The sequence below is a fragment of the Caulobacter sp. 05T431 genome (assembly GCF_056665975.1).
Genome location: NZ_JBFTKU010000008.1, coordinates 78,467 through 100,166, shown reverse-complemented (window position 1 = coordinate 100,166; position 21,700 = coordinate 78,467). Strand labels below are relative to the sequence as shown.

The following is a 21,700-nucleotide window of genomic DNA, read 5'->3' as shown; positions in this document are numbered from 1 at the left end:
TTCCCGCGCCCTAGTCCAAGGGGCGGCCGTCGATAAGCGCCTGGATGCTCTGGGCGATCTCTTCATCAGGCTCCCTGGCCAGGGCGGTTTTCAGGAGGAAGATCGCCCGCTCCGGCCATTGGCCGCGATCCCAGGTCGCCAAGGCGAGAAGCGCCATGTTGCGCGCCCGGATGGTGCGTGCGCGCAAGCCCAACTCTATCAGCGGCCAGCCCATTCCGGGAAAGCGTCTCAGATCCTGCAGGATGAAGTCCACCGCGTTGTCGTCCGCGTACTCCGGACCCCAGCCCATCGAGGTTTCCGGCCCGGATCCGACCTTCTCCAGATCTAGTTGCTCATGGGCCAGGGCAAGGACCTGCTCCACGCGCGCGGGATCATCGGTCCGCATCAGGAAGTACCAGTCGTCGGAGCGCAGATCGCGCTGGCGGCGCAGATAGTGCGGCCAGACATCCAATCCCAAGGCTTTGGCGACCTCGGCCGCCGGCCAGAAATCCTGACGGCTCTCGTTCAGCAGCCCCGCCTCGGCCAGTTCAGGCCACTGCGGCCGGGCCAGGAACGCCGCCGCGTGGGTGCRGATCGCCCAGCGTCGGGCGGCCGTCCATCCAGCCTTGTCACCTTCGATCCCCGCCTCGAAGCCCTGGATCGCCCGCATGTGCAGGAAGCGACGCAGGTCCGTCGAGGGGCGGGCGGCGACATGCTCGACATAGAGCCGCGTCGCCTCGGCGCCGTGGCCGTAGTCGTCCATGTCCTCTGCGGGGCCCCCCTCGATCAGGGCTTCGAGCAGCGCGCCCGCCCCGTTCAGGAGGGCCTCGCTGGGGGCGGGCGCTTGCAACGCATCGAGCAGGCGGCCTTCGACCGCGCAGGCATACGCGATCTCCTCCGTCATGATAGCGTTGCGATGGCCTTCTTCCAGCAGCCATCGCCGCAGTTCGGGGTCCTGGATGTCGCGCAGTCGGCGCACGGCCTGGATCCTGCCCCAGCCATGGGTCGATCGCGCCAGGGCCCAGATCGCCTGCTCGGAAGCCGCCGCATCGGGCAGCATGTGCGACATGGCCACGACGCTGAACAACGTCAGCTCTTCATAACGTCCGAGATGAAGCAGCAGATCGCGATCGGCGACGTCGGACGAGACCCCCAGCAGGCCGATGGCCAGCTTGACGGCCGACAGGTCCGGCGAGCCGCGAGCGATGCGACGTGCGATCGCGACCACGGCGACAGTATCCAGCTTGGTCTTGATCACCTGGGGGAGAAAGCTGTCGATCACGCCCAACACGTCGGCGTCGGCCATCAGTCCATGCAGATGCACGAAAGCCTCCGCGCCAGGCTTTCGCACCAGCCTGCCCAGAGCGGCCAACAAGGTCCGCGTCGAAATCTGCTTCGTCGACCGATCCGGAGCGCCGAACAGGGCGTCCTTGATCCCGGCGGCCCATTGAATGGCCTCGGGGTCGTCGGACTGGTGCGCGTCGAGCTCCAGTTCCTTGTCGGCTTCCCGTATGGCGGTCGCGGCCGCGATCCGGTCATACAGGCTCGCGGCGCCGGCTGGCCACGGGGCGGGCAGGGCGTCGAAGGCCGGCGCAGCGGCGCGCCGGGCGAACGGGTTCATGATCGGCATTCGTTGTTCCCCAATCGATCGCCGGACGCTTCCGCGCCCGGCGATCTACTAGCCCTTCACGCAAACGACCTGGCGCAGCGTGTGGACGATGTCCACCAGGTCGCTCTGGGCGGCCATGACGGCGTCGATGTCCTTGTAGGCCATCGGCGTTTCGTCGATCACGTCGGCGTCCTTGCGGCATTCCACCCCTTGGGTGGCCGCCACGTGGTCGGCGATCGTGAACCGGCGCTTGGCTTCGTTCCGGCTCATCGCCCGTCCGGCCCCGTGCGAGCACGTGCAGAACGAGTCCGGGTTCCCCCGGCCGCGCACGATGAACGACTTGGCGCCCATCGAACCCGGGATGATCCCCAGCTCCCCGTCCTTGGCCGAGACCGCCCCCTTGCGGGTGAGGAACACGTCCTTGCCGAAGTGCTTTTCCCGCGACACGTAGTTGTGGTGGCAGTTCACCGCTTCCTGCGTGACCACGAGGTCGGGGAAGGTGGTCCGGAGCACGGCCAGCACCTGCTCCATCATCACCTCACGGTTGGCTCGGGCGTACTTCTGCGCCCAGGACACAGCCCGAACGTAGTCGATGAACCCTTCGCTGCCTTCGGCGAAGTAGGCCAGGTCTTCATCGGGCAGGTTGATGTACCAGCGCCGCATTTCGTGCTTGGCCCGCTCGATGAAGTAGGTCCCGAACCGGTTCCCGACCCCGCGCGATCCCGAGTGCAGCATCACCCAGACGTCGCCGGCCTCGTCGAGGCAAAGCTCGACGAAGTGGTTCCCGGTCCCCAAGGTCCCCAGGTGGCCGTAGCCGCGCGGGTGGGCCGCCTTCGGGTGCCGGGCCACGACGTCGTCGTAGCCGGCCTTCAGGCCTTCCCACTTCGTGGCCGCGATCGCCGGGGGCTCGACTTGCCAGGCGCCCTTGTCGTTGCGCCCGCCGTTGTCGGTCCGACCGTGCGGCACCGCCGCTTCGATGTCCGAGCGGATGCCGAACAGGTTGTCGGGCAGGTGCTCGGCGCGGATCGAGGTGCGCACCGCCATCATCCCGCAACCGATGTCGACCCCCACGGCGGCCGGGATGATGGCCCCCACGGTGGGGATCACCGAGCCGACCGTCGCCCCCATCCCCCAGTGCACGTCGGGCATGACCGCGACGTGCTTGTGGATGAAGGGCAGGGCCGCAACGTTGCGCAGCTGCTTGAGGGCGGAGTCCTCGATGGGCACCCCCTGGGTCCACGCCTTGATCGGCGCCCCGTCGCTTTCGATGTGTGTGAAGCCGCTCATGGGCTTCTCCTTTTCCAATCCGCCCCTCCTGGCGACTTGGTCGGAAAGCCTCTCGCACAAAACGAAGAAACCCCTCCGGCCAGGCCAGGAGGGGTTCCTACGTGCATCCCGAGTTCAGACGAACCCTAGACCGTGATCCCCTCCGACGCGCACGCGCCCGTACCCTCGACCTGGCGGTCGAGCGTATTCAGCGCGGGCATGTAGGTCGGGGCTTTGTGCGCCATGGTCCTCATCCTTCGGGAGGCGGGCGATTACAGTGTTCGCCCAGCGAAGGGAAGGGGTTCTGGTCAAGGTTGTCCGCGGCGTGACCGAAAAGCCACGCCGCGTGACGTCCTAGTGATCGGCCGGCGGCGTCGCGGCCGGGGCGTCGCTCTGCTGTTGCTCGCGGCGGGCCTTCATCTTCGACATGGCGGTGGTCAGCTCCTCCACCGTGATCTTGCCGTCGCCGTCGGCGTCGACCAGCGCGAAGCGCTCTTCCTTGCGGCCGGCGGCGACCCACTCGGCCTTGTCGACGACGCCGTCGGCGTTCTTGTCCCAGGCCTTGTGAATCTTGTCGGGCGACGGCATCTGGGCCAGCGCCGAGCCGGCGGCCAGGGTGGTCAGCGCCGAGAGGGCCAGCGCGACGATCTTGCGGTTCATGTGGTTTCCTTCCGGGACGTCCCCTGGGGGCGGACCATCGACGCGGTATGTTGCGGCCATATTTCGGCGTTAGGCGCGATTGCGGCGCCCGGCTGGTCTAGTGAAAATCCTCGTTGATCAGGCCCACCTTGGACCAGCCGCCGCCCTGCAGGCGTTCCAGCACCGCCATGAAGGCGTCGAACTTAACATTCTCGGCGCCGCGGACCATGACGCGCTGCTCGCTTCTGTCGGGAACGGTCGAGACGGCGGCGACGTCGCGGGCGAGGGTGTCCAGGCCCGAGGGGCGTCCGTTGACCAGGATCGCGCCGTCGTTGTCGATGAAGACCTCGATCGGCTTGTGTTCGACCGGAGCCTTCGGCGTCGCAGCCGGCGGCAGGTCGACCTTGATCGAGACTGTGTTCGACAGCTTGGCGAAGAACAGCCCCCAGACGACCAGCGCCAGCGCGACCGACGCCAGGGTCAGGCCCAGGACGCGCTTCCAGTCCACGCCCTAGTGCTTCCCGCGGTCGCGGCCGAAGTTCGGCTCGGCGCTTTCCTGGCCGGCCGCCACGATGCCGCGGCGGATGGCGCGGGTGCGGGTGAAGTGGGCGTGCAGGGTGTCGGCGTCGCCCCAGCGGATGGCGCGGCTCATGGCCTGCAGGTCCTCGGTGAACCGGCCCAGCATCTCCAGCACCGCGTCCTTGTTGGCCACGAAGATGTCGCGCCACATGGTCGGGTCGCTTGCGGCGATGCGGGTGAAGTCGCGGAAGCCCGAGGCCGAGAACTTGATCACCTCGCTCTCGGTGACGTTCTCCAGGTCGGCGGCGCTGCCGACGATCGTGTAGGCGATCAGGTGGGGCAGGTGGCTGACGACGGCCAGCACCAGGTCGTGGTGCTTTTCGTCCATCAGCTCGACCTGGGCCCCGAAAGCGCGCCAGAAGGCCGACAGCTTGGCCACGGCGGCGGCGTAGTGTTCGTCGTCGCTTTCGGCCGGGGTCAGGATGGTCCAGCGGTTCTCGAACAGCTCGGCGAAGCCGGCGTCGGGGCCCGACTGCTCGGTGCCGGCGATCGGGTGGCCGGGAATGACGAAGACCTTGGACAGGGCCTCGCCCTGGGCCCGGAACGCCTCGCCGACATTGGCCTTGGTCGAGCCGACGTCGGTCAGGGTGGCGCCGGGCTTCATGTGCGGGGCCAGGGCGGCGACGACCTCGGGGGTCGACAGCACCGGGGTGGCGATGACCACCAGGTCGGCGTCCCTGACCGCCTCGGCGATGTCGCCGGTCACGTGCTCGGCCAGGCCCAGCTCGCTCACGCGGGCGCGGTGGGCCTCGCTGGCGTCGGCCACGGTGACCTGGCCGACCACGCCGTGTTCGCGGGCCGCGCGGATGATCGAGCCGCCGATCAGGCCGCAGCCGATCACGGTCATCTTCGGATAGAGCACGCCCGGATGGCTCATCATCGGGTCACGAACTCGCGCAGCAGTTCCACCACGGCCCGGTTGTGTTCTTCCAGGCCCACGGTGATCCGGATGGCGTTCGGCAGACCGTAATTGGCGACGGCGCGGACCAGATAGCCCTTCGACGCCAGGAAGCCCTCGGCCTCCAGGGCGGTGCTGCCGGCCTTGGCCGGGAAGTTGACCAGCACGAAGTTGGCGGCCGACGGCGTGACCTCCAGGCCGAGGCCCCCGATCTGCTGGGTCAGCCAGGGGCGCCATTGCTCGACCAGGGCGACCGAGCGCTGCTGGAACTCGGTGTCGGCCAGGGCGGCGATGGCCGCGTCCTGGGCCGGGATCGAGGTGTTGAAGGGCGGGCGGATGCGCTCCAGCGGGTCGATGATCCCCGCCGGGCCGTAGCCCCAGCCCACCCGCAGGGCGGCCAGGCCGTGCAGCTTGGAGAAGGTGCGGGTGACGATGACGTTCTCGGCCGTGCGGGCCAGGTCCAGCCCGTCCTCGAAGCGCGGGTCGGTGCAGAACTCGGCATAGGCGCCGTCCAGCACCAGCACCACCGACGGCGGCAGGGCGGCGTGCAGCGCGCGAATCTCCTCGCCCGTCAGCCATGTGCCGGTCGGGTTGGCCGGGTTGGCGATGAACACCAGGCGGGTGCGCTCGTCGACGCACTTGACCACCTCGTCGACGTCGATGCGCTGACCCGGCTCCTTGGCGAAGCGGACCTCGCCCTGGCAGGCGCGCGCCCCGATGGCGTAGGCGGCGAAGCCGTGCTCGCCCTGGACGATGTTGTCGCCGGGCTCGAGATAGACCTGGTTCAGCAGGGCGAAGATCTCGTCCGAACCGTCGCCCAGGGTGATGCGCTCGACTTCCAGGCGGTAGTGGGCGGCGATGGCGGCGCGCAGGGCCGCGCCCTTGCCGTCCGGATAGATGTGCATCCGATCGACCGCGTCGCGATAGGCGGCCTTGGCCTTGTCGCTGCTGCCCAGGACATTCTCGTTGCTCGACAGCTTCACCGGATGGGCGACGCCCTCGATCTTCGACTTGCCGCCCACATAGGCGGCGATGTCGAGGATGCCCGGCTTGGGCGTGGGGCGCGGCGCGGCGAAGCGGTCGGTGGAGGGAGCGGTCATCGAGGCAACTCGGGAACGAAGAGGCGGTCTTCTTACACGTCGAAGGGCGTAGGCGCAGCCCCGATGACGCCCGTCAGCGACCCCGGCGCGCGGGCCAGGCGCTCGTCGCCCGCCTGGTAGAAGCCCAGCAGCGAGAACAGCTTCAGCCCGCCGGCCTCGGCCACCAGCTCGGCGGCCACGCCGTCGTTGGACAGGGCTTCGACGATCGCGCCGGCGCCCTTGGCGCTGTCGGTGACCCAGAAGGTCTGGTCGCCGCCGGTGGGCTCGACCTCGACCTCGGCCACGGCGAAGGCGGCCTGCGGACCCCAGCGCTCCAGGCAGGGCAGGGCGGCGAAGATCTTCAGCCTCGGCTCGGCCAGCAGCCGGCCCCACCAGGCGCTGTCGGGCGCCAGGCCCAGGACCGAGACGCCCCACGGGGTCTTGGCGGCGGCCAGGGCTTCCTTGTCGGTGGCGACCACGGTCATCGGCGGGGCGACGCCGAAGCGCAGACGGGTCAGCTCGACGGCGCGGGCGGGGTTTGAGCCGCCCCAGACGGTCAGATGATAGGGACCCTGGCGCGTCAGGCTGTCGGACATCAGCTCGCGCCAGATGCGGATCACCAGGGCGTCGCTGGCGGCCTTGCGGGGGGCTTCGACCAGCTTGCGGACGATCAGGGCCTCGCGGCCGGGACGCAGGCCGAAACCGGTGTCGCCGGCCGCCTGCTTGGCCGCCGCCACCGCGCGCGCCAGGCCGGCCCGCTCGTCCAGCAAGGCCAGAAGCTCACCGTCGATGGCGTCGATACGCCATCGGACCTCGTCCAGCGAAGGCGTCGCGTCGCCTGCGTCGCTACCCATGATTTATCCCCGAAATTGGAGGCCGGACCATAGACTTTGCCGCCGGAGGCGCAATAGGGCAGGTCGCCGGCAAGAACTTTCCCTATTTCGACGATCTCGACGAACGGCGAGATGCAAGCCAGGGGTTGATCTGCCCTGATCGTGGCCAGCTGCATATCCCGACGTATCGCGTCGTGACACATTACAATTGAAATCCGTGTCGCGACGCGATACATTCCGGTATCGAGCACGGGCGACGCGAATGGCGATCCAGGGCTTCAGGGACGAGCGGGCGAAGGCGATCTTTGACGGGATCAATCCCGGCAAGGGCTTTCCTTCCGACCTGCTACGTCCGGCGAAGCGCAAGCTGGAGATGCTGCAAGCGGCGACCGTCCTGGACGATCTCCGCGTTCCTCCAGGCAACCGGCTGGAGGCGCTTTCGGGCGATCGGCAGGGGCAGCATTCGATCCGCGTGAACGACCAGTTCCGGCTGGTGTTCAGATGGACGGAGGCTGGTCCGACCGACGTGGAGTTCGTGGACTATCACTGACCACCGACGCATTGGGCGTGCGGCAGCAAGGAGAGAGCGATGAGCGCCAGCATCGCAGCCTCCGCAGATCCTCTCGCTCCGGTTCATCCGGGCGAGATTCTGCTGGAGGAATTCATCAGGCCGTTCGGCCTTTCGCCGGGAAAGACGGCCGCGCGTCTGCACATCGCGCGGCCTCGTATCGAGAAGCTGGTGCGGGGCCAGACGCCGGTGACGGTGGATACGGCCCTGCGTCTGGAAAAGCTGTTCGGGGCCACCGCGCAGTTCTGGCTCAATCTCCAGACCCGCTACGATCTGGAGACAGCCAAGCGGGCTCTGGCGGACGACATCGCGACGATCGAGCCGATCGACGCGGCCGCCTAGTAGACGCGCGGCGCAGGCCCCGTGTCGAACAGGCCCAGGCGGGTGCGGCCCTTCTCGAAGCGCAGCGTCGCCGACAGGGTCGGGTCGCGGCCCAGGGCCTGGGCGAGGGCCGCGGCGGCGGCTTCGGGGCTCCGGATCGCCTGGTCGGGCGTGGGGACCTCGCGGACGGTGACGTCCAGCGCGCCCTGCAGGCGGCCGTCGTCGTCCACCGTCAGGGCCCCCGACTTGGCCTCCAGCAGCGCCTCGCCGGCGTTCAGCTTGCCCTGCTGCACGGTCAGCGTGCCGCCAGCGTCGGACCAGTCGTTGACCGCGTCGGCCCAGCTGGTCCCGTGCAGGGCGCTGATCTTGCTGATCTTGGAATCCCAGATCAGGTCGGCGGTGCGGTCGGCGGCGATGCGGCCCATCAGGCCGGTGAAGCGGGCCTTGGCGCCCTTGGCCTCGAAGAAGATCGCGCCCTGGTCGTCGGGGCCGGGACGGACATGCAGCTGCAGGCCGGCCGTCGACAGCAGGGGGAACGGCGCGGCGCCGGGCGCCGGGGTGAACACCAGGTTCGCGCCCTCCACCGAGATTCGCGGCGGGTACTGGTTGAAGCCGGCGAAGCTGGCGCGCAGGGCCTGGCCGGTGATCTGGACATCGCCGTTGATCGGCCGGGTCATGATCACGCCCTGGGGCGCGATCACCACCCAGTGGCCGATGTCGTAGGCGTTGGCCTCGCCGTTCAGCACCGGCGCGCGCAGGGCCCAGCCGGACGGCTCGGCGACGCGGGCGTTGACCAGCTTGACGTCCATGCGGAACGGATAGCCGCTGAAGGTGCGGCTCTCCCATGACATGTCGTAGCCGCGCGCCTTCAGCGACAGGGCGGTGGCGTCCATCCGCTGCTCGGCCTGGCCGCGCAGCCACACCCAGCCGATGCTCCAGCCGACGGCGACKATCGCCAGAATGACGAAAGGCGCCAGCAGACCGCGACGCCGGGGCTTGCGGGACGGGGCGGCGGCGTTATGGGTCATGGAACAGGCGGCTCCGGTCGGGAACAGTAGATGAGCGTTGAAGGCAAGGGTCCAGAGGGGGAAGACCGCTGGGTGTTCGGATATGGATCGCTGATGTGGCGGCCCGGGTTCCCGTTCATAGAGCGAAGAACGGCTCTGCTCCATGGGCGCCGCCGCGCCTTCTGCATCTATTCGGTCCACCACCGGGGCACCTATGAGCGGCCGGGGCTGGTGCTGGGCCTCGCGCCGGGCGGGGCGGTGCGCGGCGTCGCCTATCGCGTGGCCGCCGCCGAATGGCCCGAGGTCTATGCCTATCTGCGCGAGCGCGAGCAGCCGACCGAGACCTATTTCGAGGCCTGGTCCGAGCTGAAGATAGACGGGAACGGTAAAGCGCAGGCACTGGTCTTCCTGTCGGACATGAAGCACGGCCAGTGGGCGGGGGCGCTGACCCTGAAGCAGCAGGCCGAGCTKATCGCCGGGGCCAGCGGGCTTTCGGGCCGCAACATCGACTATCTGCGCGACCTGGTGATGCACCTGCGCGAGGACGGGGTGCGCGACCACGCCATGGAAACCTTGCTGAAGATGGTCGAGGCGCGCGAAGGGGCGGCGGCCTAGGCCTCGCCCGCCCGCAGAGCCTCCAGCCGCCGATAGGCTTTGCCCACGCGCCGCTCGCAGATCGCCCGCAGGTCGTCGCCGGCCTCGCGCCGCTTGGCCTCGCCATCGGGGACGAAGCCCTGGTCGGGGGCCTTGGCGTCGCGGGCGCCGGCCGCGCGCATCGCCGCTCCCTCGTCGTCGGACGGAGTGACGCCGAAGTGAGGTAGCATCTTCGTGAGCAGCGCCTCGGGCAGGTCGGTGTAGTTCACCAGCCGTCCGCCGTCGGCCGGGTAGTGGCGCGCGGCCGCTTCGCATAGCGCGGCCAAGACCTGGGCGCAGTAGTCGGCGTCGGGCGCCTCCGGTGTGTCGAGGCCCAGGCGCGCCGAGGGGACCAGTTCGGGAATCATCTGCACGCCGCGCCGGCGCAGGTGCGAGACCAGCACCTCGACCGGCTCGCGATAGGCGAAGACCCAAGGGGTGTCCGGGAAGGCGCGCCGGAACAGCGGCAGGTCGCGCACATGCCAGCAGTCGAGCTTGACGAACAGGCGGGTCTCGCCGGCCCGGGCCTGGCCCAGGGCCGTGACCATGGCCCGCAGCGCCGCGATCTTGGCGTCATCGTCGAGCTCCAGCCGCAGCACCGCGTCGATTGGCGGGGCCTCGGAGATCACGACATTGGCGGGCGAGGCCGCCAGCATCTGGGCCGCCAGGGTCGAGCCGCAGCGCGACATGTGGAAGACCAGGCCGTCGGGCGCGCGAGGCGGGCGGTCGTCAGGGCCGGGCAGGGGCGTCTGCAGGCCCGCCAGTCGGTTCATCGGCCGATAGCCGGCCTCCATCATGTCGTCGGCATAGAACGGCGCGGTCAACCGCCGGCGACCGAACCAGCGCCATCGCACGACCAGGCGGCCGCCCATGTCGAGGACGTCGGCCGGCAGCCAGCCCGGCGGGGCGACCTCGCGCCAGGCGGGCGGGATCGACGCGGTCCGGACCGCCGAGCGGGTCTCTTCGGTCCCGATCGCCAAGCCCGCCGCCCGCGCGATTTCGGCCGCCCGGGCCGCGAACGTCTCGGGATGGTCGACGGCTTGGAGGGTGTCCCACAGGGCGGCGTCGTCGAGGATCAGGTCGCGCAACGCTTCCAGGCCCGTCGTCATCGTCTCCGCCATCCCCGCTTGCGGCGCCGCTCGAAACCGCACTAGCGTCACTGGATGGCCTACCCGGACAGATTGCAACTGCCGTTGAGCTTCGACCCGGCCCTGCTGCGGCGCGACCTGGACGCCCTGTCGGCCACGCCCTGGACCTCGCACTTCGTCCGCCAGAACTACGAGGGCGACTGGAGCGTGATCCCGCTGCGCTGCACGGCCGGCGAGACCCATCCGATCCGGATGATCTATTCCGACCCGACGGCCACCGACTTCGTCGACACGCCGTTCCTGGATGCCTGTCCCTATTTCCGCGAGGTGATCGCCGCCTTCGCCTGCGAGGTGCGCAGCGTCCGGCTGATGCGGCTGACGCCGGGCTCGGTGATCAAGGAGCACACCGACCTGGACCTGGGCGTCGAGAGCGGCACGGCCCGCATCCACGTGCCGGTGACGACCCATCCCGACGTCGAGTTCCTGCTCAACCGCACGCGAGTGGACATGAAAGAGGGGCAGGCCTGGTACCTGCGCCTGGGCGACCCCCACGCCGTGGCCAATCGGGGCGCGGAGGATCGGGTGCACCTGGTGCTGGACCTGATGGCCAACGACTGGCTGATGGGGTTCTTCGAAGGCTCCGCCGGGGACATGCCCTCGCGGCGTGTCCCCATCAGCTAGCGCTGAGCCAGGACTTGGGGACACGCCGCAAGGGCGTGTCCCCAGCCGGAACTAGAGCCCCTCGTCCTCCAGGGCCTTGGTGGCCGTGTCGATCCGGGTCTGCAGTTCGCGCATGAACTCGCCGCGCTTCAGGCCGGCGGGGATCGGCGGCAGGTATTCGAACACGATCGTGCCAGGCGGACGCAGGAAGCCGCGCGGCCAGTGGACGCCGCAGTTCAGGGCCAGGGGCGTGACCGGCAGCTCCAGCTCGCGATAGAGCGCCGCGATGCCGGGCTTGTAGTCGCCGGGAACCCCGACGTCGCCGCGCGTGCCTTCCGGGAAGATCACGACTTGGCGGGTCTCCTTCATGCGGTCGACGGCGTCGCGCACCAGCTTCTTCAGAGCGGTCGAATGGCCCCCGCGGTCGACGACGATCATGCGCGCCTTCAGCCCGTGCCAGCCGAACAGCGGCACCATCAACAGCTCCTTCTTCATCACGAAGCAGGCGTCGGGCAGCAGGGCGAACTGGCTGAAGACGTCGAACATCGACTGGTGCTTGGCCGCGACCAGGGCCGGACCCGTCGGACGGTACTGCTCGCCGCGCACCTCGACCTTGATGTCCGCCAGCCAGCGCAGGGCCCAGATCAGACCCTTGGACCAGGTCGACAGCGACCAGGTGTTGGCCGCGCGGGGCAGAGGGTAGGTCACGATCATGCCGATGGCCCAGACCACCGACCACAGCCAGAAGAACAGTTGGAACAGGAACGAACGCAGATAGATCAAGACGCTTCCTTCGCCGGCCTTTGGTCGGCCTTCTCCTTGGGGCCCAGGCTGAGGAACGCCTCACGGCCCAGGATCGCCAGATATTTGCAGTATTCCACGATCATGCGCCGGGCGCTCGTGCCGCCTTTCCACCAGCGGTGGGCGTTCAGGCTTTCGGTGACGACGGGGTAGGGGTGCAGGGTCACCTCGGGCATGGCCGCGTGCAGCTCCAGCATCGAGCGCGGCATGTGGTAGTCGGCGGTGACCACGATCAGACTGTGGTAGTCCTTGGCCTTGGCCCACTCGGCGCTCTCGCTGGCGTTGCCGATGGTGTCGGCGGCCGCGTAGCCCAGGTCGACGCAGCAGTCGTAGATCGGTCGCACGGCCTTGGTCACGCCCAGGACGTCGTCGCGCGAGGCCTCGCGGTTGACGCCCGAGATCAGCAGGCGCTTGCCCTTGCCGGCTTCCAGCAGCTTGGTGGCCTGCTCAAGCCGCACGTTGGAGGCGCCGGTCAAAACCACGACCCCGTCCGACACGGGCGGCTCGGCGGCGGGCGTGGACTGGTCGACGCGGCTGGTGAAGGCCAGCAGGCCCACGAACCAGACCATCACCACGATCAGCAGCGCTGCGAAGCTCTTCACGGCATGCCTCTCAACAGGCGCAGGGAGGCCGCGCGGGCGGCGATCCCGGCCACCAGCGCCGCCACCACCGGGCAGGGCAGGGGCGCCAGGAGATCGATCCAGGCCAGCGGCAGGACCGGCGTCAGTCCCTGGCCGCCCCCCACGAGCCGCGCCACCGCCCCGATCATGGCCGCGCCCGCGCCTCCCAGCAAGCCGGCGAAGAAGGCCATGCCCGCGAAGCGGTTCTGGAACAGGTTGGCGATGAAGCTGTCCTCGGCGCCGGACAGGTGCAGCACCTCGACGATGTCGTGCCGTGCGGTCAGGGCGGCGCGGGTGGCGAAGACGATCACGGCGGCCGCCGCCGTGGCGATCAGGGCGAAGACCCCGATGGCGGCCCAGCCGGCCAGGCGGGCGGCGTGCTCGATGTCGGCGATCCAGCGGCTGTGGTCGTCGACCACGGCGTCGACATTGGCGTCCTTCAGGGCCTTGGTCAGGGTCGCGGCGGTGGCCGGGGCCTTGGGGTCGAGGTCGAGGGTCACCAGGCGCGGCACGGGCAGGTCGGCGATCAGGGCCTCGCGGCCGATCCAGGGTTCCAGGAGCGCCTCGGCCTTGTCCTTGGGCAGGGCCCGGGCCTCGCTGACGCCCTTGACGCCCGACAGGGTCTCGGCGGCGCGGGCCGCGGCGCTGTCGGGACTTTCGCCGGCGCGGGGGCGGACCACCACGGTGGCAGAGCCGGTCAACTGGGCCGTCCAGCCGGTGGCGGCGCGGGTCGAGGCGATCGCGGCCAGGGCCGTCAGGCAGGCCAGGAAGCACAGCACGGCGACCACGAACACCAGCGAACCGTCGCGGGCGTCACGGGGAGGCAGCAGCTGGCCGGGCTTCCAGCGGGCGACGACGAATTCGCTCACGCCTCGTCCTCCTCGCCGTAGTCGTCGTCCTCGTAGGCGTAGGGCGGATCCGGCTCGTCGTCGGCGAACTCGACCAGGCGGCCCTGCTCCAGATGCAGGGTGGGGCGGTTGGCGCGGGCGACCAGGTCCTCGTCGTGGGTGGCGATCAGCACGGTGGTGCCCAGGCGGTTCAGCTCGACGAACAGCCGCAGCAGGCGCAGCGACATGGCCGGATCGACATTGCCGGTGGGCTCGTCGGCCAGCAGCACGTCGGGCCGATCGACCACGGCGCGGGCGATGGCCAGGCGCTGCTTCTCGCCACCCGACAGGGTGGCGGGCAGGGCGTGCATGCGGTCGCCCAGGCCCACCCACTGCAGCAGCTCGGCGACGTCGTCGCGATAGCTGGCCGGCTTGCGCCCGCCGATGCGCAGCGGCAGGGCGGCGTTGTCGAACACCGAAAGGTGGTCCAGCAGGCGGAAGTCCTGGAACACCACCCCGATCCGGCGGCGCACGAACGGCAGGTCCTCGGGTCGGGTCAGGCTGATGTCGCGGCCGAACAGCTCGACGCGGCCTCGTGACGCACGGTGGGCGAGGTAGATCAGCTTCAGCAGCGAACTCTTTCCCGCGCCCGACGGGCCGGTGAGGAAATGGAAAGACCCTKGGTGTAGGGTAAACGTGAGATCGCTGAGGGTTTCCGGCCCGCGTCCGTACCGCATCGAAACACCTTCGAAGCGGACGACCGGGACGGAGCCGCCATCCTGGACGTCATCGATGCGCAAGGGTGTGTCGCTGGGTCGTGTGGACATGGCTGGCAAAATCGGCGACCTCGTGTGTAGGAGCGGGGAGCGTCCGATTCGCGGCCATGATACTGACCTGTCCCGAGTGCGCTAGCCGCTATTTCGTCGACGATTCCAAGGTTGGTCCCTCGGGTCGTACGGTGCGCTGCGCCTCGTGCGGCGCCCGCTGGACCGCGCGCAACGAAGACGATCTCGACCTGTTCGAGGAACCCTCGGCGGCCGACCTGGCCGCGGCCGAGGTGCTGGCCAAGCTGGAAGCCCAGAACGCCGCCGACGATCCCGAGACCCCCGTCGACCAATTGCCGGGCGAGGAACTGCCCAAGGTGTTCCGCGCCCGCGCCGACGCCGAGCGCCGCCTGAAGGAAGCCAAGACCACCGGCATCATCTGGGGCGGCATGGTCGCGGTGATGGCGGTGTTGCTGGGCTGCGCCTACGTCTTCAACATGAACGTGGCGCGCGTGCTGCCGACCACGGCGGGCGCCTACGCCTTCGTCAACCGACCGGTCAACACCGTCGGCCTGGTGGTCGAGGACCTGAAGGCCGAGCCGACGATGCAGAACGGCCACGCGGCCATCACCATCACCGGCGTCATCCGCAATATCACCGACCATCCGGTGTCGACCCCGCCGCTGCGGGTGGCCCTGCTGAACAAGCACGAGAAGCGCGTGGCCGGGCAACTGGCCGCCGCCGCCGACCCGCTGATCCCGCCCAGCCAGACCCGGCATTTCGCCGTGACCCTGCTGGACCCGCCCCGCACCGCCAACACCCTGGAGATCGGCTTCGCCCTGGAGCCCGGCGCGGCCAAGCACGCGGGACCGGCGGGCCATGTGGAGAAGACCTCGAACCCCGAGGCGCCGTCGCTGCGCGGCGCCCAGGACCAGCCGGCCGAACTCGCGGCGGGCGGGCAACCGGCGGTCGATGAAGCGCAAGGGGCTGGACACGAGCCCCCAGGTCATGAGACCGGAACGGTCGAACCGGCTGCGGCCGACCATCATTGACCAAGAAATCCTGAAATGACCGAACGCCCCGCCCCCGAAGTCCTGATTTCTCAGGAGGAAATCGCCGAGCGGGTGGAAGCCCTGGCCAAGGCCATCGCCCCGCGCATCGACAACGACACGGTCGTCGTCTGCCTGCTGACGGGCGGCCTGTGGTTCGCCGCCGACCTGACCCGCGCCCTGTGGCGCGCCGGACGCGACGTCCGCTTCGACGCCCTGTGGCTGGCCTCCTATCACGACGAGCGCAAGAGCTCGGGCCGCTGCGAGGTCCGCGCCGACCTGCAGCGTCCGCTGGTCGGCCGCCGCGCCCTGGTGGTGGATGACGTGCTCGACACCGGCCTGTCGCTGGGCGAGGCCGCCAAGCTGGTCAAGGACGCCGGCGCCAGCGAGGTGCTGACCGCCGTCTTCGCCCGCAAGCCGTGGGACAAGCCGCGCATCGAACCCGACTTCATCGCCTGGGAAGCCCCGGCCCGCTACCTGGTCGGCTACGGCCTGGACGACGAAGGCAAGAGCCGCGGCCTGCCGTACGTCGGCGCGCTGGACTAGGACTCCCGATCCTTCTCCCCTTGCGGGAGAAGGTGTCAGCCGCAGGCTGACGGATGAGGGGTCTCTCAAAAGCAAAAGCCGCGATCAGCCGAAAGGCCGGTCGCGGCTTTTGCGTTCTTCAACCCCTCACCCGACCCCGCTTCGCGGGGTCACCCTCTCCCGCAAGGGGAGAGGGACGACTCAAGCGGCTCGGCGCTCGCCCATTGCGCCCTTCTGCCCCACATCGAAGATATCCACCCGCGCCGACAGCTCCCGGCTCTCGACCTGCAGGGTCTGGGCGGCGGCGGTGGTTTCCTCGACCATGGCGGCGTTGCGCTGCACGACGCGGTCCATCTCGGCCATGGTGGTGTTGACCTCGCCCAGGCCCTGGGCCTGGTCCTGGGCCGAGCGGGCGATGGCGGTGACCTGCTGGTCGATCCGGGCCACCACCGCGACGATGCGCTGAAGGGCTTCGCGGGTGCGGCCCACGCGCTCGACGCCGGCCGCGACCTGGGCGCCGGACTCGTTGACCAGGCCCTTGATCTCCTTGGCCGCGTCGGCTGAGCGCTGGGCCAGGGCCCGGACTTCCTGGGCCACCACGGCGAAGCCGCGACCGGCGTCGCCGGCTCGGGCGGCCTCGACCCCGGCGTTCAGGGCCAGCAGGTTGGTCTGGAAGGCGATCTCGTCGATCACGCCGATGATCTGGCCGATCTTACCGGATGAGGCCTCGATCAGGGTCATGGCCTCGACCGCCTCGGTGACCACCGGGTCCGAACGCTCGACCTCGGCGCGGGCGCTGGCCGCGGCGGCGTTGGCCTGGTGGGCGCCCTCGGCGGTGGAGCGAACGGCGGCGGTGATCTGGTCCAGGGCGGCGGCGGTCTCGACCAGGCTGGCGGCCTGCTGCTCGGTGCGGTCGGCCAGTTCGTCGGCGGCGCGGGCCATGTCGGCGACGCCCGCGTCCATGCTGGCGGCGTTGCCGGTGATCTCGCGCATGGCTGCCTGCAGCTTCTCCATCGCGCCGTTGAAGTCGGCGCGCAGGGGCTCGTAGCGCATGGCGAAGGGCTGGGTCAGGCGGCAGGTCAGGTCGCCGCGCGACAGGCGGGCCAGGCCCGCGGCCACGGTGTCGACGACGAACGCCTGCTCGGCTTCCAGCGCCGCCTTCTGGGCGATCTGTTCGGCGTTGTCGGCGTCGCGGGCGGCGCGCGCGGTTTCGGCGGCGGCGTTGGCGGCGTCGGCCTCGCGCGCGGCGGCCAAGGCCTTGTCGGTGCGGGCGCCGACGGTGACGAACAGGCGCGAGACGCTGGCCGTCAGCCAGATCAGCGACCAGGCCGTGACCACCGTGACCCCGGCGTTGAAGGCGATCCGCAGGGGCGTCACCGCGCCCAGCATCAGCAGGTCGGGCGCCAGGATCGACGCGCCGATGTCAATGGCCACCATGGCGGCCGCGCCAGCCGCCACCACCCGCCAGTCGCCATAGGCGACCAACAGGGCCAGGGCGGCCAGATAGGCCATGCGCGCATCGGTCTGCCAGGCGTGGCCGGAGAAAGCGGCGACGAACAGGGTGACTTGGCCGGCCAGGCTGATGGCGGTGGAGATCCGCTGGGCGGCGCTGTCGCGCCAGATCGCGAAACCGCCCCAGGCCATGGCGCCCAGGGCCACCGACCCGAGGGCCAGGCCCAGCACCGGGCCGCCGGCGAACAGGCGAGCCGCCGGCACCAGCATGATCATCGCGGCGATGCAGGCCAGGACCAGATGGCCCCCGACCCGCCGCTGGGCCTCGATGCTGTCGAACTCGATCATGCGGCTACTCCACATTGCAAAACGCACAGCGACGTTTGGGTTGTKGAGGTTAATCCCCTGTAACGAGTAGGGGCTTTGCGGCCTAGGTACGAATACCTAGGGCTGAGCTCAGATCCAGTCCGGCGGGACGTCCCGGCCCAGCATTTCCTCGTACGAGGGCCGGGCGCGGATCACCGCGTACTTGTCGCCGTCGACCAGCACCTCGGGCACCAGCTGGCGAGTGTTGTACTCGCTGGCCATGGCCGCGCCGTAGGCGCCGGCCGACATGAAGGCCACCAGGTCGCCCGGTCCGAACGGGGGCAGGGCGCGGTCGCGGGTGAAGGTGTCGCCGGTCTCGCAGACGGGTCCGACCACGTCGTAGACGGTCTCGCCGGCCCGCTTGGTCACGGGGCGGATGTCGTGGAAGGCGTCGTACATGGCCGGACGCACCAGGTCGTTCATGGCCGCGTCGATCACCAGGAACTTGCGGCCTTCCGGGCGTTCGTGGACGTGGATGACTTCCGAGACCAGCACGCCGGCGTTGGCGGCGATGACGCGGCCCGGCTCGAAGGCCAGGGTCACGGGCAGGCCCTGCGTGACCTCGCCGACCATCCTGGCGAATTCGGCCGGCGAGGGCGGCTCTGGGTGGTTGAAATAGGGCACGCCCAGGCCGCCGCCCAGGTCCAGCCGTTCCACATGCAGGCCTTCGCCCAGCAGCTGTTCGACCAGGCCCCGCATCTTGCTGAAGGCCGCGCGCATGGGCGCCAGGTCGGTGATCTGGCTGCCGATGTGGCAGGCCACGCCGATCGGTTCGAGATTGGCGTTGTTGCTGGCGTTGGCGTAGAGGCGCGCGGCCTCGGCGAACGACACGCCGAACTTGTTCTCGGACTTGCCGGTGGCGATCTTGGCGTGGCCGCCGGCCGCGACGTCCGGATTGACCCGGAACGCCACCTTGGCCTTCACGCCCAGCTCGGCGGCGACCTGGGCGATCAGGTTCAGCTCGGGCTCGGACTCGACGTTGATCTCGGCCACGCCGGCCTGCAGGGCGAAGGCGATCTCGCCGCGCTTCTTGCCCACGCCCGAGAACACGATGCGCTCGGCGGGGATGCCGGCGGCCAGGGCGCGGCGCACCTCGCCCTCCGACACCGTGTCGGCGCCGGCGCCCAGCTTGCCCAGCACCTTCAGCACCGCGACGTTGGAATTGGCCTTCACGGCGTAGGCGACCAGCGGATCGACCACCCCGGCGGCCAGGAGGGCGTCGCGGAACACCGTGAAGTGCCGCTCCAGGGTGGCGCGGGAATAGACATAGACCGGCGTGCCGACCTCGGCCGCGATGCGCGCCAGGGGGACGCCTTMGCAGGCCAGGCCCTCCGGGCCGTATTCGAAATGGTTCACTTAAGAAGGCCTAGTTGGGCTGCGAGCTGGGGAAGCCGGCGCCCGAGGGGCCGCCGAAGGGATCGGACTGGGTGCCGCCCAGCGGCGCGGCGCGGGTCGTGCGGTTGCTCGACGCCGGGTCCATGTTCTCCTGGGTCCCGTTGGCGCGGGCCGGCTGGTTGGCCTTGGCCGAGCTCTCGCGGCGCTGGGCCTCGTAGGCGGCCTTCTTCTGGGCGTTCCACAGCGGGGCGGGGCGCTCCAGCTCGGCCTGCTTGCCGCAGGCGGCCGCGGTCAGCGCCAGGGCGGCGATCGTGAGGAGGGTGAGGGGACGGATCATCCGAGCAGTTCCTTCCAACGCGCGATCTGGGCGCGGACCTGGGCGGGAGCGGTCCCGCCGTAACTCATGCGGCTGGCCGCCGAGGCGGCCGGGGTCAGGACGGCGTAGACCGCGTCGGTGATCCGCGGCTCGATGGCCTGGAACTCGCCGAGCGACAGGTCCGCCAGATCGACGCCCTTGGTCTCGGCCGCCTTCACGGCTGAGCCTGTCACGTGGTGGGCGTCGCGGAAAGGCATGTTCAGTTCGCGGACCAGCCAATCGGCCAGGTCGGTGGCCGTCGAGAAGCCCGCGCCGGCGGCGGCGGCCATCTTCCCAGTGTTCGGCGTCAGGTCCGAGACCATGCCGGCCATGGCCAGCAGGGACAGCTCCAGGGCGTCGAAGGCCTCGAAGGTCGGGACCTTGTCCTCCTGCATGTCCTTCGAATAGGCCAGCGGCAGGCCCTTCATGACCACGGTCAGGGTGGTCAGGCTGCCCAGGATCCGGCCGACCTTGGCGCGGATCAGCTCGGCCGCGTCGGGGTTCTTCTTCTGCGGCATGATCGAGCTGCCGGTCGTGAAGGCGTCGGTCAGCTTGATGAAGCCGAACATCGGCGTCGTCCACAGCACGATCTCCTCGGCCAGGCGCGACAGGTGCGTGGCGGTGATCGAGGCGGCCGACAGGGCCTCCAGGGCGAAGTCGCGGGCCGAGACGCTGTCCAGCGAGTTGGCGGTCGGGCGGTCGAAGCCCAGCGAGGCCGCCGTCTGGTGGCGGTCGATCGGGAAGGGCGAGCCGGCCAGGGCCGCGGCGCCCAGCGGGCACTCGTTCATCCGGGCGCGGGCGTCGCGGAACCGCGAGGCGTCGCGGCCGAACATCTCGACATAGGCCATCAGGTGGTGGCCGAAGGTCACCGGCTGGGCCGGCTGCAGGTGGGTGAAGCCCGGCATCAGGGCGTCGGTGTAGGCCTCGGCCTGGACCAGCAGCGCCTTCTGGAGCGCTTCCAGCTGGGCGGCCGAGCGGTCGGCGGCGTCGCGCACCCACAGGCGGAAGTCGACGGCCACCTGGTCGTTGCGCGAGCGGGCGGTGTGCAGCCGGCCGGCCGTCGGGCCGATCAGCTCGCGCAGCCGCGCCTCGATGTTCATGTGGATGTCTTCGTATTCGTCGCGGAACGGGAAGGCCCCGGCCGTGATCTCGCCCTCGATCGCGTCCAGGCCCTTGAGGATTTCCTCGCCGTCGGCGCTTGCAATCACGCCCTGGCTGATCAACATCCGCGCATGGGCGCGGGAGCCCGCCAGGTCCTGCGCCCACAGGCGCTTGTCGAAGCCGATGCTGACGTTGATCGCCTGCATCAGCTCCGCCGGCTTGGCCGAGAACCTTCCGCCCCACATGGCTTGGCCCTGGCCGTTGGCGGCGGGCTTGTTGGAGGCGTTGTCGGTCATATGAGCCAATTCCAGTCGGAAAGAGACGAAGCCGCGCGAAAGCTCGGCCCGCTGAAGTGGGTGATCGGCGCCGCCCTGCTGATCGGCGTCGCGGCGGTTCTATACGTCATCGCTCAGGCTTCGTTCAAACCCGCAGGTGTGGCTGACCTCAACGAATTCAAGAAAGCGTCCTTAGCAAAGCTGGACGTACCGGCCCAGCCGCGCGCCGCGCCGGCCACGGTGTTCACCGACGGGGCCGGAAAGCCCCACACCCTGGCCGATTTCAAGGGTCAGGTGGTGGTGATGAACCTGTGGGCCACCTGGTGCGCGCCCTGCAAGAAGGAGATGCCTACCCTGGGCAAGCTGCAGGCCGCCTACGCGACCCAGCCGCTGAAGGTGCTGCCGATCAGCGTCGACCGCGACAGCGACCTCAACCTGGTCCAGGCCGAGATGGCCGCCAATCCGCCGCTGCAGGTCTACCGTGATCCCGGCTACAAGCTGTCGTTCGAGCTGGACCCCCGCGCGCAGGGCTATCCGACCACCGTCCTCTACGACAAGCAGGGGCGCGAGCGGGCCCGGCTGGCGGGGCCGGCCGAGTGGGACAGCCCCGAGGCCCGCGCCCTGGTCGAGGCCCTCCTGCGCGAGCACTGACCGCAGGCGGGTGAAAACCCGCGGCGCACGCCTAGGAATATCCGTGTTTTTTGAATTGACCCCTCAACGGGCGCGTGTCCACTGTGACGTGCAATCCTGGATTTGGGCCCGCGAACGCTACCCGGACGACTGAGATTGTTACCGCCCGCTTGTCCGGGCATTGGATCGGCTATCTCTAGGAGACACTCCATGGCGACCGGCGTGGTGAAATGGTTCAACGGCACCAAGGGCTTCGGCTTCATCCAACCCGATGACGGCGGCAAGGACGTGTTCGTCCACATCAGCGCCGTCGAACGCGCGGGCCTGCGCGGCCTGGACGAGGGCCAGAAGGTCAGCTTCGACACCGCCGAGGAGCGCGGCAAGATCGCGGCGGCCAATCTGAAGCCGCTCTAGGCGCTCGCCTCTACGCGAATTCGAAGG

25 protein-coding genes are annotated in these 21,700 nt (G+C 69.6%); 8 read left to right on the top strand and 17 right to left on the bottom strand.

All coding sequences use genetic code 11. From position 1 onward, the window contains the following. Positions 1-10 precede the first annotated feature (10 nt). The 7 genes from AC1U89_RS09740 to AC1U89_RS09710 all read right to left on the bottom strand — a co-directional run bounded on the left by AC1U89_RS09740 (position 11) and on the right by AC1U89_RS09710 (position 6,903). Positions 11-1,609: a hypothetical protein gene (locus AC1U89_RS09740; protein ID WP_479899506.1), complete on the bottom strand. Its 1,599-nt coding sequence runs from the start codon at positions 1,607-1,609 to the stop codon at positions 11-13. A 48-nt stretch (positions 1,610-1,657) separates the two neighbouring features. Next, a complete protein-coding gene (locus AC1U89_RS09735; protein ID WP_479899505.1) occupies positions 1,658-2,875 on the bottom strand; it encodes an RtcB family protein in 1,218 nt (405 codons plus the stop codon). 333 nt (positions 2,876-3,208) lie between these two features. Next, positions 3,209-3,514 carry an EF-hand domain-containing protein gene (locus AC1U89_RS09730; RefSeq protein WP_479899504.1) on the bottom strand — a complete coding sequence of 102 codons (306 nt, stop codon included), beginning with the start codon at positions 3,512-3,514 and terminating at the stop codon, positions 3,209-3,211. Between the two features lie 97 nt (positions 3,515-3,611). Further along, positions 3,612-4,001 carry an ExbD/TolR family protein gene (locus tag AC1U89_RS09725; protein ID WP_479899503.1) on the bottom strand — a complete coding sequence of 130 codons (390 nt, stop codon included), beginning with the start codon at positions 3,999-4,001 and terminating at the stop codon, positions 3,612-3,614. Between the two features lie 3 nt (positions 4,002-4,004). Beyond that, positions 4,005-4,949 carry a prephenate/arogenate dehydrogenase family protein gene (locus tag AC1U89_RS09720; protein ID WP_479899578.1) on the bottom strand — a complete coding sequence of 315 codons (945 nt, stop codon included), beginning with the start codon at positions 4,947-4,949 and terminating at the stop codon, positions 4,005-4,007. Continuing rightward, positions 4,949-6,070, bottom strand: a complete 1,122-nt coding sequence (gene hisC, locus AC1U89_RS09715; protein WP_479899502.1) for a histidinol-phosphate transaminase — start codon at positions 6,068-6,070, stop codon at positions 4,949-4,951. The genes AC1U89_RS09720 and hisC overlap by 1 nt, the downstream gene beginning before the upstream one ends. 32 nt (positions 6,071-6,102) lie before the next feature. Then, the gene (locus tag AC1U89_RS09710; RefSeq protein ID WP_479899501.1) at positions 6,103-6,903 is read right to left on the bottom strand and encodes a chorismate mutase; all 801 of its coding nucleotides are present in this window, start codon (positions 6,901-6,903) and stop codon (positions 6,103-6,105) included. Positions 6,904-7,144: 241 nt separating this feature from the next. Here AC1U89_RS09710 and AC1U89_RS09705 point away from each other — a divergent pair, with 241 nt between their 5' ends. Further along, positions 7,145-7,432, top strand: a complete 288-nt coding sequence (locus AC1U89_RS09705; protein ID WP_479899500.1) for a type II toxin-antitoxin system RelE/ParE family toxin — start codon at positions 7,145-7,147, stop codon at positions 7,430-7,432. A gap of 39 nt (positions 7,433-7,471) precedes the next feature. After that, positions 7,472-7,792: a HigA family addiction module antitoxin gene (locus tag AC1U89_RS09700; protein WP_479899499.1), complete on the top strand. Its 321-nt coding sequence runs from the start codon at positions 7,472-7,474 to the stop codon at positions 7,790-7,792. On the opposite strand, the gene AC1U89_RS09695 is transcribed toward AC1U89_RS09700, so the two are convergent. Then, positions 7,789-8,799, bottom strand: a complete 1,011-nt coding sequence (locus AC1U89_RS09695; protein WP_479899498.1) for a DUF2125 domain-containing protein — start codon at positions 8,797-8,799, stop codon at positions 7,789-7,791. The two genes, AC1U89_RS09700 and AC1U89_RS09695, sit on opposite strands and share 4 nt — an antisense overlap. 30 nt (positions 8,800-8,829) lie before the next feature. Here AC1U89_RS09695 and AC1U89_RS09690 point away from each other — a divergent pair, with 30 nt between their 5' ends. Then, on the top strand, positions 8,830-9,393 hold the full coding sequence (locus AC1U89_RS09690) for a gamma-glutamylcyclotransferase (protein ID WP_479899497.1): 564 nt from the start codon (positions 8,830-8,832) through the stop codon (positions 9,391-9,393). Here the strand turns inward: AC1U89_RS09690 and AC1U89_RS09685 are convergent. Next, positions 9,390-10,520: an aspartyl beta-hydroxylase gene (locus tag AC1U89_RS09685; protein WP_479899496.1), complete on the bottom strand. Its 1,131-nt coding sequence runs from the start codon at positions 10,518-10,520 to the stop codon at positions 9,390-9,392. The two genes, AC1U89_RS09690 and AC1U89_RS09685, sit on opposite strands and share 4 nt — an antisense overlap. A gap of 54 nt (positions 10,521-10,574) precedes the next feature. On the opposite strand from AC1U89_RS09685, the gene AC1U89_RS09680 reads away from it, so the two are divergent. Next, positions 10,575-11,180 (top strand): aspartyl/asparaginyl beta-hydroxylase domain-containing protein, encoded by a 606-nt coding sequence (locus AC1U89_RS09680; protein WP_479899495.1) that lies wholly within the window; start codon positions 10,575-10,577, stop codon positions 11,178-11,180. 51 nt (positions 11,181-11,231) lie between these two features. Here AC1U89_RS09680 and AC1U89_RS09675 read toward each other — a convergent pair whose 3' ends face one another. From AC1U89_RS09675 to ftsE, 4 genes are read right to left on the bottom strand one after another with little or no spacing between them, the layout of a single operon-like run. Further along, the gene (locus AC1U89_RS09675; RefSeq protein WP_479899494.1) at positions 11,232-11,942 is read right to left on the bottom strand and encodes a lysophospholipid acyltransferase family protein; all 711 of its coding nucleotides are present in this window, start codon (positions 11,940-11,942) and stop codon (positions 11,232-11,234) included. Next, on the bottom strand, positions 11,939-12,562 hold the full coding sequence (locus tag AC1U89_RS09670) for a YdcF family protein (RefSeq protein WP_479899493.1): 624 nt from the start codon (positions 12,560-12,562) through the stop codon (positions 11,939-11,941). Before AC1U89_RS09670 ends, AC1U89_RS09675 begins: the two co-directional genes overlap by 4 nt. Beyond that, positions 12,559-13,449, bottom strand: a complete 891-nt coding sequence (locus AC1U89_RS09665; RefSeq protein ID WP_479899492.1) for a cell division protein FtsX — start codon at positions 13,447-13,449, stop codon at positions 12,559-12,561. Before AC1U89_RS09665 ends, AC1U89_RS09670 begins: the two co-directional genes overlap by 4 nt. Further along, positions 13,446-14,207, bottom strand: coding sequence for a cell division ATP-binding protein FtsE (gene ftsE, locus AC1U89_RS09660; RefSeq protein ID WP_479899491.1), 762 nt, complete (start codon positions 14,205-14,207; stop codon positions 13,446-13,448). The genes AC1U89_RS09665 and ftsE overlap by 4 nt, the downstream gene beginning before the upstream one ends. Positions 14,208-14,290: 83 nt before the next feature. On the opposite strand from ftsE, the gene AC1U89_RS09655 reads away from it, so the two are divergent. Continuing rightward, complete coding sequence (locus AC1U89_RS09655; RefSeq protein ID WP_479899490.1) at positions 14,291-15,223, top strand: MJ0042-type zinc finger domain-containing protein; 933 nt, start codon at positions 14,291-14,293, stop codon at positions 15,221-15,223. Between the two features lie 15 nt (positions 15,224-15,238). Further along, positions 15,239-15,766 (top strand): phosphoribosyltransferase, encoded by a 528-nt coding sequence (locus tag AC1U89_RS09650; RefSeq protein ID WP_029916943.1) that lies wholly within the window; start codon positions 15,239-15,241, stop codon positions 15,764-15,766. Between the two features lie 180 nt (positions 15,767-15,946). Here AC1U89_RS09650 and AC1U89_RS09645 read toward each other — a convergent pair whose 3' ends face one another. The 4 genes from AC1U89_RS09645 to argH all read right to left on the bottom strand — a co-directional run bounded on the left by AC1U89_RS09645 (position 15,947) and on the right by argH (position 20,650). Then, entirely contained in the window at positions 15,947-17,545 is a 1,599-nt protein-coding gene (locus AC1U89_RS09645; protein ID WP_479899489.1) for a methyl-accepting chemotaxis protein, read from the bottom strand. A gap of 108 nt (positions 17,546-17,653) precedes the next feature. After that, positions 17,654-18,919, bottom strand: a complete 1,266-nt coding sequence (lysA, locus tag AC1U89_RS09640) for a diaminopimelate decarboxylase (protein WP_479899488.1) — start codon at positions 18,917-18,919, stop codon at positions 17,654-17,656. Positions 18,920-18,929: 10 nt separating this feature from the next. Further along, positions 18,930-19,235, bottom strand: coding sequence for a hypothetical protein (locus AC1U89_RS09635; RefSeq protein ID WP_479899487.1), 306 nt, complete (start codon positions 19,233-19,235; stop codon positions 18,930-18,932). Next, positions 19,232-20,650 carry an argininosuccinate lyase gene (gene argH, locus AC1U89_RS09630; protein WP_479899486.1) on the bottom strand — a complete coding sequence of 473 codons (1,419 nt, stop codon included), beginning with the start codon at positions 20,648-20,650 and terminating at the stop codon, positions 19,232-19,234. Before argH ends, AC1U89_RS09635 begins: the two co-directional genes overlap by 4 nt. On the opposite strand from argH, the gene AC1U89_RS09625 reads away from it, so the two are divergent. Both AC1U89_RS09625 and AC1U89_RS09620 read left to right on the top strand, forming a co-directional pair. Next, positions 20,651-21,280: a TlpA family protein disulfide reductase gene (locus AC1U89_RS09625; RefSeq protein ID WP_479899485.1), complete on the top strand. Its 630-nt coding sequence runs from the start codon at positions 20,651-20,653 to the stop codon at positions 21,278-21,280. Positions 21,281-21,469: 189 nt separating this feature from the next. Further along, positions 21,470-21,673, top strand: a complete 204-nt coding sequence (locus tag AC1U89_RS09620) for a cold-shock protein (RefSeq protein ID WP_479899484.1) — start codon at positions 21,470-21,472, stop codon at positions 21,671-21,673. The last annotated feature ends 27 nt before the right edge of the window (positions 21,674-21,700 follow it).